Raw genomic sequence first — 14,973 nt, forward strand, 5'->3', positions numbered from 1 at the left:
TGTACAAGCTTTCAATTAACAACTATAATCTACAAAGAATTTCCATCATCTTGTTATTATCCTTATCTTCTAACTCTTGGATAATATGCAAGTAAGTTTTCTGAGTAGTCGCCATATTAGCGTGACCCAGACGTTTAGCCACACTCGCAATCGATACGCCACCGTAAAGTAGCAAGGAAGCGTGGGTATGACGCAAGGCATGAATCGTGATTTCTGGAATCTCCGCTTGCTGGCATAATTTAGCCAGACGTTGGTTGATTGTCGAATTATGGATACGACCTTGGACAAAAATCGGACGCTGAAGTGGAAAAGTTTGAATTAATTGTTGGAATTGTAGGGTTAACTGCCAATCCAAACGAATCTTACGGACCGACGAAGCATTCTTCGTCGGTACAAATCCACCTTCGCTCTTCTTATAGTCCCAGGTTTTATTAATCGACAGCATGTGCTGGCTGAAATTAAAGTCTTCAGGTGTGACACCCAATGCTTCACTGAACCGTAAACCGGTCTTGGCGACCAAGAGAATAAGCCAATCATAAGAAATCTCCGGCTGCAGGTGCAATTGATTCAATAGTTTATGCAAGTCCTCTTGATTTAAATATTTAGCTTTCTTAGCTTTTCCCTTGATCCCTTTAATCACAACTTTTCGCGTGGGGTCACGGTCAATCAATCCCTCATCATAAGCTTCAAGGATCGCCCCCTTCACCAGGTGATGGAAGTCTAAGGTGGTTTGCTTCTCATGAGTCTGGGCAAACTGATTCAGTAAACTTTGATAATTCTTCTTCGTCAACTGGTCCAAGCTTAAGTCTGGCGCTAGACTTTTCAAATGCCGCCAAGTTAGATCATATTTCCTCAAGGTCACATCCCGCACGGCCCCTAACTTATAGAGTTCAAACCACTCCTTAAAATACTGGTGAAAAAGAATCTTTCGTTTCCTTACCATAGTAAAACCTCCTGATAATATTTGTTCAAATGAACTTTATTATTATCAGGAAGTTTACTGAGAAGTTAAATAAAGATTGAAGAAGTTTGATTTTTAAGGCTTGGTATTTTTTTATTTCGTTTATTCAAGAGTGATCATTTATAGATTTTTTACTGATAGATGCTATCTTCTTTTGCTCATTCAAATTCAAATATCGATAGAGAGTTAGATTTCTCAAATGGTCTATAGGCATATTTTTGATTGACAATGTATACTAATTGTATTATTGTTGTTTTGAAAGGAGATGATATCGTGGCAACAAGTCCTACTCAAATTCGTATTGATGCTAAAGTCAAATCAGAAGCAAATGAACTTTTCAATGAACTTGGCATTGATATGTCTAGTGCCGTAAACATGTTCTTGCGTCAGTGCATTCTACGTGGTGGTCTTCCTTTTAGCGTGGAACTTCCTCGATTCAATGAAGCTACCCTAAATGCGATGGCGGAGGCTAGAAGAGTTTCCAGAGATCCTGACACACCCTCTTATTCTTCTATGGAAGAGCTAAAGAAAGCACTACTGTCTGAGTGATGTACAAAGTCAAGTTCACGAACGCTTATAAGAAAAGCTATAAGCGCATGTTTAAACGTGGAGTCGATCTCTCCCTCTTAGATGAAGTGGTTGATAACTTAAGGCGAGGTATTCAACTTGATCCTAGATACAAAAACCACATGCTAAAAGGAAAGTTCTCCGGTTACTTTGAGTGTCACATTAAACCGGATTGGTTACTCATTTATCTGATAGAAGATGATATTCTTACCCTCACGCTTATCGATACAGGTAGTCACTCAGATCTATTCAACCTATAAATGGTCCTTCTAATAGGAGTGGTCATTTTTTAGTGCGTCCGACACGGGTGATAATTTAGGCTTGTAAGTTTCCTGCAGGTTTGAGGGTAAGTTATGAAAAGTCCTGTTCTGTAATATCATTATTGAAATAGAAGTGTCGGAAGAAGAGTAATCGAAAGAAAATCAACGATTAGAAATTTTTCCACAGTTCAAAATGAAATCTCCTCTATGTTTCCTGGATAGAGGAGATTTTACTTAACTTAGACAAATAGCGAAGAGAGAAGTTTTTGTTTTAGGGCATTTAACTTCTCTAGTTTAGTTTGCTCAAGAGTAATAATGTTTAAAATTGTTTCAAGTATTTTTCCAATTCTTTTTTGTTCCAATAGATTTTTAGGCAACACTAAATTGAATTTACTCAATTCTTTTATAGTTATTGTTTTAATGGTACCTCCAGGAGCTTTTCTAGCTTTCTCTATAAATAGGTTACTTAATAAAAAAGTAAAAAACAATTTATTTAAATTTTGATTTAGTTTTTCTATTATTAAGAGTGTTCGATCTACGTATGCAGGATACTGTGTAATCGCTACTCGCCCGATACTTCCTTGCAAAGTAATAACAATAGTATCTTGTGGGGCATAGACACTATTCGGCATAGCTTTTTTGCTAATTTTCCTCTTAGTATTCTTATGTAATTGAAAATTATCATTTACATCGGCAACTTGAACAAAGGGCATACCATTATCATCATACCACCTAGGATCACCATAAGGTTGAGGAAAAGATCCTCTTCTATATTCTGCAACATCACCCAACTCACGCTGAATCCAATCATCCGTGAATCCTTTGAACCTTAGCTCAGGTTGTTTTCTTTCTTCTGCCATTATTTAAACACATCCTTTATCGCCTGAATGAGTTCTGCGGTATCGTCCGTCACCTGCAGGTCATCCACCATGTCTAGGAATTCGGTTGTCGTTTTTTCCAGTTCTTGGTTGATCTCTTGCATGTCCTTGCTGACTTGGACAATATCAATGGGTTCAGGTTCTTCGAAGGTATCCACATAGCGAGGGATATTGAGGTTATAGTCATTCTCTTGAATTTCTTCATAACTTGCCTTGTGCGCATATTTTTCCACGTCTTCACGGCGGTTGTAGGTATCAATAATCTTATTAATATGGTCTTCCGTTAAGATATTTTGCGTCTTCACCTTTTCAAACTCTTTAGACGCATCAATAAAGAAAACATCACGGCTAGTTCGATTCTTCTTCAAGACAATAATCGTTGTCGGGATGCTGGTATTGTAAAAGAGGTTCTCAGGTAAACCGATCACCGCATCAATATACCCATTCTCAAGCATGGCCTGACGTAATTTCCCCTCGGATGCGCCACGGAAGAGCACCCCATGAGGCAAGACGATGCACATGGTGCCATCTGTCCGCAAGTGGTAGAAGCCATGGAGCAAGAAGGCAAAATCTGCCCGTGACTTAGGCGGTAGGACCCCATAGGCCGCAAAGCGTGGATCATCGAGGAAGCCCTTATCAGCCGACCACTTCTGCGAATAAGGGGGATTCATTAGGACCACATCGAAGTTAGTGGGTTCGTCAGTTGGCCAGTCAGCATCCAGGGTATCTCCGTTGCGCAATTTTTGATGGTCATTTGGTACCCCGTGGAGCATCATGTTCATCTTAGCCAGGTTGTAGGTCGAGGTATTGATTTCTTGACCGAAGTAACGGATAGAATTTTCAACATTTTCATCGGCATATTTCTTAGTATTTAGGAGCAAAGAGCCCGAGCCCTCTCATGTCAAGCTTATGACAAAAAAGGGGTTATAGTTATGTAATGTAAAAGAGAGTGATTGCTCACTCCCTTTGCTATTTCCATATTATGTTCAACACTTCGTTTCCTTCACAGAATACTGAGTCTATATATTTTTCCATCAATTCTCTGGTAAGTTTAGTGTTGTCTATTACTTCTTTTTCTTCTTTTGCTTTTTTTATTTTTTCTTTTATTGCTTGTATTTCTTCATCTATCGAATTTTTAGAGTCAATGAATTTTTGTCTATTCATCTTGCCCAATTTATACTTCTCAAAACTTTGCATTTTTTTAGCTTCAAGATCTTCGATAGATTTTTCCATAGGTTTAACTTTTACTTTTTCATCCTTGATTGGATCTTCTAAACCGTATTTTTCTTTTATTGATTCAAATACTTGCTCTTCAAGGCTTCCTGCTCTTGAGTTCTTATGTTTTACATTATTACACTTACATATCCTACAAGTAAAATATGTGTGTACTCTAAGGCTTCCATCAGGTCTTTTGTGTTTTGATTGAGTACATCCTAGAATGTGATTACAGGTTGGACATTTTGCAAAACCTTGTAGTGGAGATTTCTTTCTCCATTCATAATCGGTATTTTTACCTTTCATAAACAGATTCTTCTCTTTAATTTTTTGAACTTTTTCAAAGTCTTCTTTAGATATAATAGCTTCATGGTTATTCTCAACTCTTCCCCATTCTTCTTTTGGTTTGAATTTAAAAGAAGATGGATTTAAAACTGACTTGTCTTGCATATTGAAAGTGTAAGTTCCAGTATAATTTTCATTTGCTAATACATCTATTACATTTCCATTAGTCCAAGTTGGTCTAGGTTTTTTCGCAGTCCTAATAATTGAATACTCAAAATCAAGATTGGTTAATTCACTCTTTCTTTTTGATGGTGTTGGTATCTTTTCTTCATTCAATATCTTAGCTATATTTCTTGAAGATATACCATCAAGTGCAAGTTTAAAAATCTTCTTTACTATCCAAGCTGTTTCTTCATCAACTATGATTTTGTGTCTATCATTAGGATCTTTCATGTATCCTAAAGGTGGACTCCAAGCTAAAAACTTTCCTTGTTTTTTAAGTGTAGTCATAGATGACTTTACCTTTTCAGAAATATCTTTTGTGTAGAAATCATATAATAGTCCCTTGAATTGAATATCTAAATCTGTTCCATTTCCTTTTTCTTTGTTACTATCATAGCCATCATTTATGGCAATGAATCTTACTCCAAGGAATGGAAATATATTTTCAAGATAATCTCCAAGCGTTATATAATCTCTCATAAATCTGGACAAGTCTTTTACAATTATCGTCTGGATATTATTTTTCTTTACATCTTCCAGCATTCTTTGAAAGGCTGGTCTATTTTCATTTGTTCCAGAATATCCGTCATCAACATATTCTTCTCTTGTGAAGTTCTTAAATTCTTCATTCTTGTCGAGATAATCGTTTAGATATGCTCTTTGGTTTATGATACTTTCACTTTCATCAGTCTTTATCATATCTTCAACGGATAATCTAATATAAAGAGCAATCTTACTCATCGTCTGTTCCTCCTACCAAATTATCTATATTGAATTTAAAGACTATTTCAAATTCGTGTTTATCATAAACTATTATTTTTTCAATTAAGCTATGGATTAAATCGCCAGGTAGCTTTTCCAAATTCTTTGAAGCATATAAATCATTTATCCATTTTGTTGATTTTAATCTTTCTTTTTTAAGCTTTGATATATTAACTTCAATTGCTGAAATCTCGTTATCAAATGTAGACATATGACTTTGAGCAATCTCTCTTCTTAATATATACTCATCTCTATCAATCTTACCTAGACTATATTCTTCATAGGCTCTTTGAATGATATTTTCTTCATTTATATTTTTTCTTTTAAGATTTTCAATGTCTTTCTTAAAAGTATCTGTCGCTTTATTAAACCTAGCTTTAATTCGATTTATAAATTTTGTCTTGCTAGTTGTCTTCATAATAAACTCAGAAACTTTATCACTAATAGCCTGATCTAAATCTCTTTCCATAATGAATACTGATTTTTCGGGTTTTATACTTCCACTAAATCTCTCATTCTGAAATGAATAGTAAAGTCTATCTCTATTCTTACCATAGATACGAGTTCTTCTATTAAGTTCTTTGCCAGTATTATTATTGATTACAAGACCTTTAAATCTGTTCTCATAGTCCCTATTTTCAAAATTGTGCATTGGCGAACTGAAAACATGATTTTTCTTTCTTTCTTGTCTTTCTCGTAAGATTCTTTCGTGAACTTCCTTAGAAATGATTGCTTCATGTGCATTCTCACAAATTATATACTGACTTTCATCTACAAAATGTTGCTTAATTCCTTTTGCAAGATTTTGTTGCTTAACTCCTTGTACTAAAGTCCCCGTATAAGCTGGGTTTGTAAGCATTTTTGAAATTGTCCCTTTATTCCATTCAGGATCATCATCTTGTCTGTAAACTCTCCCAGTTTTATAGTAAATCATTCCAGGAGCATAGCCTTTTTCATTAAAATGCTTTGCGACTTCATATTGGCTTTTGCCTTGAAGAGTCAAATCAAACATCTCTTCCACAATAAATCTAACATTTTCATCAATTACAAGCTTTTGACCTTCTTTAGATTTTTTAATCTTGTACCCGTAAGGTGGAACAGATCCAATAAAGTATCCATTTCTTGCTCTATTGTGTTTTGAGGTCTTTATCTTAACTGAAATATCCTTAGCATACATATCGTTGATAATATTTTTAAGAGTAACCTCAAAAGATTTCTTTGAATCTGTTTCTTTGACTGTGTCTAATTTATCATTAACTGAAATAAATCTAACACCTAAAAATGGAAAAACTTTATCAATCAATCTTCCCATTTCGAGATATTCTCTTCCAAGTCTTGATAAATCTCTGATAATAATGCAATTGATTCTTCTATCCCTAATATCTTGCATCATATTCTGAAATGATGGTCTTTCAAAGTTTGTTCCACTATATTCATAGTCAGTGTAAACTTCTAAAACATCTATATTTTCTTTTAATGCATATTCTTTACAAGACAGTATTTGAGTTTCTATTGAATATGATTTTTCTCTCCACTCTTCTGTTCTTTCGTTAGATAGTCTTGTATAAATTCCGGCCTTAAAGACTTTTCTTTCTGTCTTTTCACTTTTCTTTTCAATATATCTTTTGGAAGTTCTTGCCATTATAAAACACCTCCAGCTAATTGCATTGGAGTCTTATTTTCAGGAGCATTTCCAAAGACCTTATTTATTGAAATTAAATTCTTTTTTACTTCGGACTTGCTTTCACTTTCTTCTTTTATAAGGGTCTTCAGTAAGTTAACTGTTTCCAAATTATTAAAGACAAAATTAATCTCATTGTTTTCTCCGATTTCAATTCTATCTATAAAAGATACAATTGTTAGTCTATTTAGACTGCTTAAATCAGTGGGAACAATTTCGGAAACCAAACTGTCCTTTTTTTTCATCTTTTCTTGCAAGTTGGCAAGTATATTTTTCTTTGTAGCAATTTGTTTCTCTATTTCCCTGATTTTAATAAGATAATTTTTTCTAAATCTTTCAAACTCTTCAGAAGTTATAAGTTCGTCTTCTAAGTCCATATATAAAGATTGTCTAAGTCTTTCATACTTTCTCTTTTCTGAGTTTAAGCTTTCAAAATCTATGTTAAATGTTACTTTCGATACATCTAACTTATTAACTTGACTTAGTAGTTCATTATAATTTTGCAAATAATCTTTAAGTGCAAAAAGAGTCATATCCAGTAGATAGTTTTCTTTTATACTATGTCTTGTGCAATCTCCTTTGTTATTATAGTGAGAACAAATATAAAAAATATTATATCCATTCTTGGACTTAACCTTTCTTCTAACCATTGAAGATCCACAATCTTTGCAATAAAGCATTCCTGATAAAATATGTGGTATATCTGCCGATTGTTTTACATCTCGTAGCATCATCTTATTAGCCAAAGCATAAATGCTTTTTGAAATAATAGGCTTATGAGTGTCGTTTATTACAATCCAATCTTCTTCATTTACTTCTACTTCTCTCTTAGACTTGTAATTTAGTTTTCTAGTTTTTCCTTGTTCAAGCACTCCTATATAGACCTTGTTTGTAATAATCCTATTGACCATTTTTGCGTCCCATTTAGAGTCTTTAACAATAAAACCAGTGGTATGATTATCGCCAGAATTTTCTTTATGCTTAGATGGTGTTACACAACCTATGCTATTTAAAAAATCTGCAATAGCCTTAGATGAATAACCGTCTATCTTCATATTAAAGATTCTTTCAATTATGTGTGAAACTTCTGTATCAACGACTAACTTATGTTTGTTTTTGCTATCCTTCTTATAACCAAAAGGAGCAAATGCACCAATAAATTCACCATTCTTTCTTTTAATTTCTTTAGAAGATTTAACCTTCATAGAAATATCCCTACAATAAGAATCATTAATAAAGTTTCTTATCGGAAGAATTAAGTGTGTATCGCTTACATCTGCATTTTCACTGTCATAGTTGTCGTTTACGGATATAAATCTTATACCTTTTTCTGGGAATATCTTTTGTAGATATTTACCTGATTCGATATAATCCCTCCCAAAACGGGATAAGTCCTTCACAATAATTGTTTTGAACTTCTTCTCTTCAAGATCTTGAATCATCTTCTTAAATTTTGGTCTGTCAAAATTAGATCCCGAAAAGCCATCGTCTACATATTCAGCAACAACTTTAAAATCATTGTCCTTTGCATATGATTTGATAATCTGTCTTTGATTTGAAATAGAATTACTTTCTGTGCTATCTCCATCCTCTCTCGATAAACGAAGATACATACAAGCAAATTTTTCCATCACAAAACCTCCTTAATTTGTATTTGGGCAAATAGTCATTAAGGAGTTCTTCTACCACTTATATTTTACCGCACCCAAGTTTTTAAGTCAGCACCCCAGCTTATAGTCTTATACAAGCTCTACATAAATAAAGCTCAACAATATCTAGTAAGTCGAGGGACTCTTTATCACTTTGAGTGTAAGTAATTTTTTTAGAATAATCTTCTTTTGATATTTGCTCTTTAGGTTTATATTTCTTCTTTTCTTTTGTATTCATAGGTTTTACCTCACAATATAAAATTTAAGTTTTTTGACATTGACAAGTGCCTTGGATTAACAACATAGGAATCTCACCTCCGCCTCTGTTCAGGATGAGCCGGCTTCAACCTTAGAAGTATCATTATCCTCATTTTCTTCATAGCGAATAGGGTATCCCTCCCTATATTCAAACTCTTACTTATCGCTCCCTTTCTTCTTCCCTTGCTTTTAGCTTAGCAGTACTTGTTTTGCCGAATTATCCAGCAGAAAAATCTTGGCGGATAGGTTATCACGCTCCAAAAATGATTAATGTCTTGTCTTGGTCTATTCAATTGTTAAGGTTCAAAATTTATCGAGAGCTATTAATCTTTTTAATATTTGACCATCAGAAAATACTTATCTTGATGAAACAAAATTGTTAAAATCACCCTCTTATACTTAACAGTGAAAAGAAGTCTTTCTTGGTAACCAATTTTCAAAAATAAATTTAGTTAAATAAAAAGGTCCAATTCCCACTGCATAAGTAACAGTGAAAACTAGACCCTTTTGGTAACTGTCATCTAAAAGTCTTCTAGCATTTCTTTTAGTTTTTCTAAGACTTTATTACGCCTTTTAATAACGGCTGGATGAGAAATATTCAGTTTAGCAGCTACATCTCTAATTGTTTCTTCTTTATAAAAAAGACTTTCTATCAAATCCCTTTCAACAGGGTTGAGTTTAGAAATAGCTCTTCTTACTTCTTCAATCATTTCCTTTGTCTCGATAATTTTTTCAACATCAAATTCCAGATCTTCCAAATTTTCTTCGAAGTTTCCATCATGATTGTAGGAACAAAAAAAGAAACAGTTATTTAACCTGTCTCTTCTTATTTGATATTTCTCTTTATTTAATTCACTATGATAAGCAAGATATACTTCCTTGCTAACAACTACTTTCTTCCCTTCTACAAATAAATAATATTCTTTGTCCATTAATTTTTCCTCCTTGTTGACATGAATTTCTTTTGTTTGAAAATGAAATTCACACAAGGAGGACTTCTAATTCTATGCATATATTCTCCTGGGCATAAAAAAAGACCGAAAGAAAATAAATTCTTTCGGTCAATAAATGCCAATATTAAATTTAGGTGCAAACCACCCATCATGGATATTATATATGCACTTAAGTACACATAAAATTCGTATATGGTACTTTTTTCATTCGGAAATAGTACGCAATAAGTTCGTCATAAATTAATTTCTTAGATGTTCATTATTTCTTCAATGCTACGACCGTCTTCAAGTTGACTAATAGCAGTCGGTATAGTATATCCCCAAATTATTACACCAACCAATGCAATTGCTTCCTTTTTTCTTTGATAATAAACGGTTCTCTCTAAAGATACATTTCTCATACAAGCTTCATCAGTAATCTTTTTTTCAGCAATGTAGTAGTTATAAATAATCTTATGATAGATTTCTCCATACTCTGGATAAACTTTTAACCTAACACAGGCGTCATAAATTATTAAAAGCATAAGCTTACTATCCATTACATTGGAAACTCTATTGTTAAACTTTTCTTCAACTTTTTCTGGAGCAAATGTAGAAAGATACAAGTAAGCAGATTCTGAAGTTGATCCATAGTTTTCTTTACTCTCAAACATCATAAAATTTGCCCTGCTATCTACTGCCCAGGTAACTTGTCTATATAAACTTAAAATAAGTTTTGCAGCTGAACTAATTTCTTCAAATTTCAAGTTGCTATCTGCATACAAGTTCATTATATTCTTTAAAGTTTTACTTATTCTCAATCTAATCACCCCAATACAACTTATTTACAAACCTGAATGTTTGTGCTATAATACGAATATAAGTTCAGTTTGTATTATATCTCAAATTGAAAAATAATTCAAGCACTATTGTTCGTATTAAAAGTTATAAATGCACATTAGTACAGGAGGTTAAAGTTATGGCTTTTGCGGATAGATTAAAGGAATTTCGTGAAAAAGAAAAATTAAGTCAAGCAGATTTTGCAAAGATGATAGGAATAAGTACAAGAACTCTTGTACATTATGAAGACGGAGAAAGATACCCAAGAGATGTCGAGGTTTACAAAAAAATAGCTGAAGTTATGGACTGTGATTACAATTATCTTCTAGAAGAAAGTGACGAGTTTTTAAATCGAGTTTATAACATGGGTGGCAAAAAAGAATTAGAAAAAGCTAGAGCATTAACAGAAGGTCTAAGTTCTTTATTTGCTGGTGGAGAAATTTCTGACGAAGATAAAGATGCTGCTTTTGAAGCTATTACTCGTGCTTATTGGGAAGCTAAAAGAGAAAACAAGAAATACGGTCGTAAGAAAAAAGATTAGGTGATTTTATGAGCATGAATCGCTATATATATGATAAGGTTAATCGACTTATAAAAAAATATAAGACACGAGATCCTATCGAATTAATAGAAGCTTTGAATATTAACCTGGTATATCTACCTGAAACAAAAATACTTTTAGGAATGTACCATTATATTCAAAGGAACAGATTTATTTTTATAAGTAGTAACACAAATTTTAATAGAAAGACGATATTAGCACACGAATTAGGTCACGATCAACTACACAGAGATTATTGTATGAGTGGTGGAGCTTTTCATGACCAGACAGTGCTAAACCCTACAAATAAATTTGAAACTGAAGCAAATATTTTTGCAGCTCATTTATTAATAAGTGATGAAGATGTCTTTGATAATATCAATGATCAAGTATGTGATTATGAAATCGCTGGAAAGTTAGGTGTAGATATAAATTTACTAAATCTAAAAATTTCTGAGTTAGCAAAAATGGGCAAGTTTAATAAACCAATTAATGTTAATACTCCTCAGGGAGATTTTCTTAAAAACTATCGCCCTGAACATGATGATTATTATTAGGAGACTCTATGGGAATTTTTATTGCAGGATATTTTTTATTAATCCTTTCTGGAATAGTTTTCTACTATCTCATCACTACCTACTCTGTAAAAATCTCAGCATTTTTGATTGATTTTATAGTTGTAGGTTTAGGATTTTATATATCCATAAAAGATAAACTAGATAACAAATTAGCTATTCCCCTTTCAATTACAGTAGTAATAATTTATGGAATATTGCTAGTTTTAATAAATCAAAAGCTACCAAAGGTTAGCAGGTTTTTAAACTATATAATTGCTTTTATAGGATCATCAGTCGCCCTATGGTTGGCACTTGATTTTATAACAAACACCCTAGCCGCTTTTAAAATAATCGGTCAAACTTATCATCAATTACCAATAACAAAAAGTATGATGATAAATTCCTTTATACATTATTTAATTGTATTCTTGATTAGTATTCCAGTGTTTAAAGGTAGAATGAAATTTATACTTGGAGGGACTTATGAGTAAAGAAATGGATAAAAATAAAGACGAAAATCAGAAAAAAAAAGAACTTCAAATCAGATCTTCTGCTGCTGAATACTTGACATTTATTGCAGCAAATGGTGATGACCAGGAAGCTATTGAAATTAGATATGAAGATGAAAATATTTGGCTAACTCAAAAGATGATGGCAGCTCTTTATGATGTTAGTGTAGCCACAATAAATGAACATCTTAAAAAAATCTATGCCGATAGTGAATTACAAGAAGAAGCAACTATTAGGAATTTCCTAATAGTTCAAAAAGAAGGTTCTAGAAATGTTTCAAGGGGAACAAAACACTATAATCTGCAAGCAATTATTGCAGTAGGCTTTAAAGTAAATAACGAACGTGCCGTCCAATTTAGAAAGTGGGCAAACCAAATTGTAAAAGATTTTACAATTAAAGGTTGGGCAATGGATGATGAAAGACTCAAAAACTCTGGCACAAAACTTACCAAGGATTATTTCGAAAAATTACTTGTAAAAATTCGTGAGATTCGATTATCTGAAAGAAGATTCTATCAAAAAATCACAGATATTTATGCCACATCTTTAGACTATGACCCATCTGCAAAAGCAACAAAAAGGTTTTTTGCAGCTATTCAAAACAAATTACACTATGCCATTCATGGAAAAACTGCAGCCGAATTAATTGTAGATAGAGCCAATCACAAAACTAAGAATATGGGACTTACAACTTGGGAAGGCTCTCCAGATTCAAAAATTCATAAATATGATGTAGTCGTTGCAAAAAATTATCTAAACGAAGAAGAATTAAATCAAATGCAAAGAATTGTTTCATCTTATTTGGACATGGCAGAACTACAAGCAGAAAGACATATCCCTATGACTATGGAAGATTGGGAAAAAAGATTGAATGGATTTTTACAATTATGGGATAAAGAAATCTTAAACGATGCAGGAAAAGTATCTGCAGCTCTTGCTAAAAAACACGCAGAGAGTGAGTTTGAAAAATATAGAATTATACAAGATAGACTCTACAAAAGTGATTTTGATAAGTTCTTAGAGCTTGAAGATAATACTAAAGATTTAGAAAAATAACTTAATATACGATTAACGCTTATAAGGGGCGGAAGTGTAAATAATTTTGTGTATCAACCTAAATCCTGATTAAAGGGTAAGGGTTGATACATTTTTTATTCTTAATCTTCATTTGTGTGGCTACAACTTTTTCTACATCAACATTTTTTTCTAGATTATCTTCAAAATTCCCATCATGGTTTAGGGGAAAAAAGAGCAAGTGTTTTTTCTTGTCTACCTGCTCTAAATATTTTTCATGTTCTCTTTCTTGCCAGTAGACTTTGTATATCTGCTCGCTTACTTTGATTTTTCGCCCACCGACATAAAGGTAATATTATTTTGTCATTTATGTTTCTTACATTCTTTTTTTATCTTTATGTTTTAAAGAAATCATTTAATTTGTGAATATTTTCTTCAGTATAGTTTCCTGACCATTCCACATATCCGTTTTCCAAAAAAATAAAATAATCACAACACTCCTTTAGTAATTCAGGATCATGAGTGATGAGGAAAATAGTTTTATCTTTCATCTGCTTTAAACTTTGAGCCACATCTAACATATTATGATAATCCAGACCAGAGGTAGGTTCATCTAATATTAGTATGCGACTATTTGAAGCAAGGGCACTAGCTAAAGCTACTCTTTGCTTTTGTCCTCCAGATAGCGACATGGGATGGAGCTCTTTTAATTCCAACAAATTTAATTGAGCTAAAATCTCATCTACTTGTCCACTTATTTCATCTGAACTAAGGCTAACTGAAATTTCCTCTTTGACACTCTCTGTAAAGAGTTGGTTATTCACATCTTGCATGACCATATAAGAAATCTCAAGCCTTTCTTTGCTATCGTAGCTTTTTCCTTCTAAGGTCATTATCCCTGTTGATTCTTCTGCAATACCACACAGACAATTGGCAAAGGTAGATTTTCCAGCACCATTTTTCCCAAGAATTCCTATTATATGTTTTCTAGGAAGATCTAGATGATTGATTTCTAATCCAACCACTTTATTGTAATATACACAAAAATTATCAAGTGCTATTTCATTGGTATACTCAATGTCTTTACTCTCAAACTTAGGAATATGAGAAGATCTTAATCCCATCTCGTGCAACTTCTTGTCTGAAATATCCTTAAATTCCTCAATGCTATAATCCTTGCTAATTCGACCATCTTTCATATAAATAACTCGGTCGACCAAGTCCATTAAATAATATAACCTATGTTCAGCTATGATAATTGTTTTGCCTTGTTGTTTCCAATATTTAAGTATATTTTTTAAATCATCAATGCTTTCAATGTCTAAATTTGATGAAGGCTCATCTAAAACTAAAATAGGGGCTTCCATCACAGCTGTAGATGCACAAGCAATTTTTTGCTTTTCACCACCTGATAAATTAAATAGATTCCTATCTAACAGTTCATGAATGTTTAATGCATAAGCTATCTTTCCTATCCTGTCAAGCATATCCATTCTATCAACACCCATATTCTCAAGTCCAAAAGCTATTTCACTTGTAGAATCCACATTGAAAAATTGTGATTTTGGGTTTTGAAATACAGAGCCGACTACCTTTGAAAGTGATTGAATGCTAGTTTGTCCTACTTTTTCTCCATTGATCTCCACTTCACCTTGTAAATCTCCAGTATAATATTCAGGGGAAAGGCCATTAATTAGTCTCGTAAGAGTAGTTTTCCCACATCCAGACTCACCTGTTAGTAGCACAAATTCTCCTTCTTCAATGGATAAACTTATATTAAAAACGCCACCTTGTCTTTCTTTGCTCTTATAGGTAAAGCTAGCATTGTTAAATTTTATCAT

At 32.9% G+C, this 14,973-nt stretch carries 15 protein-coding genes and 2 pseudogenes; 6 read left to right on the top strand and 11 right to left on the bottom strand.

Going from position 1 to position 14,973, the window contains the following annotated elements:
• Nucleotides 1–22: 22 nt before the first annotated feature.
• Nucleotides 23–943, bottom strand: a complete 921-nt coding sequence (locus tag CJ190_RS08365; RefSeq protein WP_070598388.1) for a site-specific integrase — start codon at nt 941–943, stop codon at nt 23–25.
• A 291-nt stretch (nt 944–1,234) separates the two neighbouring features.
• Here CJ190_RS08365 and CJ190_RS08370 point away from each other — a divergent pair, with 291 nt between their 5' ends.
• Entirely contained in the window at nt 1,235–1,510 is a 276-nt protein-coding gene (locus tag CJ190_RS08370; protein ID WP_070598390.1) for a type II toxin-antitoxin system RelB/DinJ family antitoxin, read from the top strand.
• Nucleotides 1,510–1,788, top strand: coding sequence for a type II toxin-antitoxin system RelE/ParE family toxin (locus CJ190_RS08375; protein WP_070598393.1), 279 nt, complete (start codon nt 1,510–1,512; stop codon nt 1,786–1,788). Before CJ190_RS08370 ends, CJ190_RS08375 begins: the two co-directional genes overlap by 1 nt.
• Nucleotides 1,789–2,027: 239 nt before the next feature.
• On the opposite strand, the gene CJ190_RS08380 is transcribed toward CJ190_RS08375, so the two are convergent.
• The 8 genes and pseudogenes from CJ190_RS08380 to CJ190_RS08415 form a co-directional block, all read right to left on the bottom strand.
• Nucleotides 2,028–2,648: a restriction endonuclease subunit S gene (locus tag CJ190_RS08380; protein ID WP_070598395.1), complete on the bottom strand. Its 621-nt coding sequence runs from the start codon at nt 2,646–2,648 to the stop codon at nt 2,028–2,030.
• A pseudogene (locus CJ190_RS08385) lies at nt 2,648–3,559 on the bottom strand (type I restriction-modification system subunit M); the annotation flags it as partial. The gene CJ190_RS08380 and the pseudogene CJ190_RS08385, both read right to left, overlap by 1 nt.
• A 76-nt stretch (nt 3,560–3,635) precedes the next feature.
• A complete protein-coding gene (locus CJ190_RS08390) occupies nt 3,636–5,129 on the bottom strand; it encodes a recombinase family protein (protein ID WP_101562046.1) in 1,494 nt (497 codons plus the stop codon).
• The gene (locus tag CJ190_RS08395) at nt 5,122–6,792 is read right to left on the bottom strand and encodes a recombinase family protein (protein WP_101562047.1); all 1,671 of its coding nucleotides are present in this window, start codon (nt 6,790–6,792) and stop codon (nt 5,122–5,124) included. The genes CJ190_RS08390 and CJ190_RS08395 overlap by 8 nt, the downstream gene beginning before the upstream one ends.
• Complete coding sequence (locus tag CJ190_RS08400; protein WP_101562048.1) at nt 6,792–8,462, bottom strand: recombinase family protein; 1,671 nt, start codon at nt 8,460–8,462, stop codon at nt 6,792–6,794. The genes CJ190_RS08395 and CJ190_RS08400 overlap by 1 nt, the downstream gene beginning before the upstream one ends.
• Nucleotides 8,463–8,562: 100 nt before the next feature.
• Complete coding sequence (locus tag CJ190_RS08405) at nt 8,563–8,718, bottom strand: hypothetical protein (RefSeq protein WP_002837550.1); 156 nt, start codon at nt 8,716–8,718, stop codon at nt 8,563–8,565.
• Nucleotides 8,719–9,259: 541 nt separating this feature from the next.
• Entirely contained in the window at nt 9,260–9,670 is a 411-nt protein-coding gene (locus CJ190_RS08410; protein ID WP_101562049.1) for an RNA polymerase sigma factor, read from the bottom strand.
• Nucleotides 9,671–9,939: 269 nt separating this feature from the next.
• Complete coding sequence (locus tag CJ190_RS08415; RefSeq protein WP_219350625.1) at nt 9,940–10,455, bottom strand: hypothetical protein; 516 nt, start codon at nt 10,453–10,455, stop codon at nt 9,940–9,942.
• 194 nt (nt 10,456–10,649) lie between these two features.
• Here CJ190_RS08415 and CJ190_RS08420 point away from each other — a divergent pair, with 194 nt between their 5' ends.
• From CJ190_RS08420 to CJ190_RS08435, 4 genes are read left to right on the top strand one after another with little or no spacing between them, the layout of a single operon-like run.
• The gene (locus CJ190_RS08420) at nt 10,650–11,051 is read left to right on the top strand and encodes a helix-turn-helix domain-containing protein (RefSeq protein WP_000852883.1); all 402 of its coding nucleotides are present in this window, start codon (nt 10,650–10,652) and stop codon (nt 11,049–11,051) included.
• Nucleotides 11,052–11,059: 8 nt separating this feature from the next.
• Nucleotides 11,060–11,608, top strand: a complete 549-nt coding sequence (locus tag CJ190_RS08425; RefSeq protein WP_000062396.1) for an ImmA/IrrE family metallo-endopeptidase — start codon at nt 11,060–11,062, stop codon at nt 11,606–11,608.
• Nucleotides 11,609–11,616: 8 nt separating this feature from the next.
• Nucleotides 11,617–12,099, top strand: coding sequence for a ligand-gated ion channel (locus CJ190_RS08430; protein WP_071152536.1), 483 nt, complete (start codon nt 11,617–11,619; stop codon nt 12,097–12,099).
• Nucleotides 12,092–13,174, top strand: coding sequence for a virulence RhuM family protein (locus CJ190_RS08435; RefSeq protein WP_101562050.1), 1,083 nt, complete (start codon nt 12,092–12,094; stop codon nt 13,172–13,174). The genes CJ190_RS08430 and CJ190_RS08435 overlap by 8 nt, the downstream gene beginning before the upstream one ends.
• A 100-nt stretch (nt 13,175–13,274) precedes the next feature.
• On the opposite strand, the pseudogene CJ190_RS08440 reads toward CJ190_RS08435, so the two are convergent.
• Nucleotides 13,275–13,460 (bottom strand): annotated as a pseudogene (locus CJ190_RS08440) (sigma-70 family RNA polymerase sigma factor); the annotation flags it as partial.
• 67 nt (nt 13,461–13,527) lie between these two features.
• Complete coding sequence (locus tag CJ190_RS08445; RefSeq protein ID WP_071152534.1) at nt 13,528–14,973, bottom strand: ABC transporter ATP-binding protein; 1,446 nt, start codon at nt 14,971–14,973, stop codon at nt 13,528–13,530.

Origin of the sequence: Aerococcus loyolae, from assembly GCF_002871915.2 — a bacterium.
Taxonomy (GTDB): Bacteria; Bacillota; Bacilli; order Lactobacillales; family Aerococcaceae; genus Aerococcus; species Aerococcus loyolae.

What these genes read in the sequence shown, in the direction of transcription:
- CJ190_RS08365 (WP_070598388.1), bottom strand. Translation starts at nt 943, where the DNA reads ATGGTAAGGAAACGAAAGATTCTTTTTCACCAGTATTTTAAGGAGTGG.
- CJ190_RS08375 (WP_070598393.1), top strand. Translation starts at nt 1,510, where the DNA reads ATGTACAAAGTCAAGTTCACGAACGCTTATAAGAAAAGCTATAAGCGC.
- CJ190_RS08380 (WP_070598395.1), bottom strand. Translation starts at nt 2,648, where the DNA reads ATGGCAGAAGAAAGAAAACAACCTGAGCTAAGGTTCAAAGGATTCACG.
- CJ190_RS08390 (WP_101562046.1), bottom strand. Translation starts at nt 5,129, where the DNA reads ATGAGTAAGATTGCTCTTTATATTAGATTATCCGTTGAAGATATGATA.
- CJ190_RS08395 (WP_101562047.1), bottom strand. Translation starts at nt 6,792, where the DNA reads ATGGCAAGAACTTCCAAAAGATATATTGAAAAGAAAAGTGAAAAGACA.
- CJ190_RS08400 (WP_101562048.1), bottom strand. Translation starts at nt 8,462, where the DNA reads ATGGAAAAATTTGCTTGTATGTATCTTCGTTTATCGAGAGAGGATGGA.
- CJ190_RS08405 (WP_002837550.1), bottom strand. Translation starts at nt 8,718, where the DNA reads ATGAATACAAAAGAAAAGAAGAAATATAAACCTAAAGAGCAAATATCA.
- CJ190_RS08410 (WP_101562049.1), bottom strand. Translation starts at nt 9,670, where the DNA reads ATGGACAAAGAATATTATTTATTTGTAGAAGGGAAGAAAGTAGTTGTT.
- CJ190_RS08420 (WP_000852883.1), top strand. Translation starts at nt 10,650, where the DNA reads ATGGCTTTTGCGGATAGATTAAAGGAATTTCGTGAAAAAGAAAAATTA.
- CJ190_RS08425 (WP_000062396.1), top strand. Translation starts at nt 11,060, where the DNA reads ATGAGCATGAATCGCTATATATATGATAAGGTTAATCGACTTATAAAA.
- CJ190_RS08430 (WP_071152536.1), top strand. Translation starts at nt 11,617, where the DNA reads ATGGGAATTTTTATTGCAGGATATTTTTTATTAATCCTTTCTGGAATA.
- CJ190_RS08435 (WP_101562050.1), top strand. Translation starts at nt 12,092, where the DNA reads ATGAGTAAAGAAATGGATAAAAATAAAGACGAAAATCAGAAAAAAAAA.
- CJ190_RS08445 (WP_071152534.1), bottom strand. Translation starts at nt 14,973, where the DNA reads ATGATAAAATTTAACAATGCTAGCTTTACCTATAAGAGCAAAGAAAGA.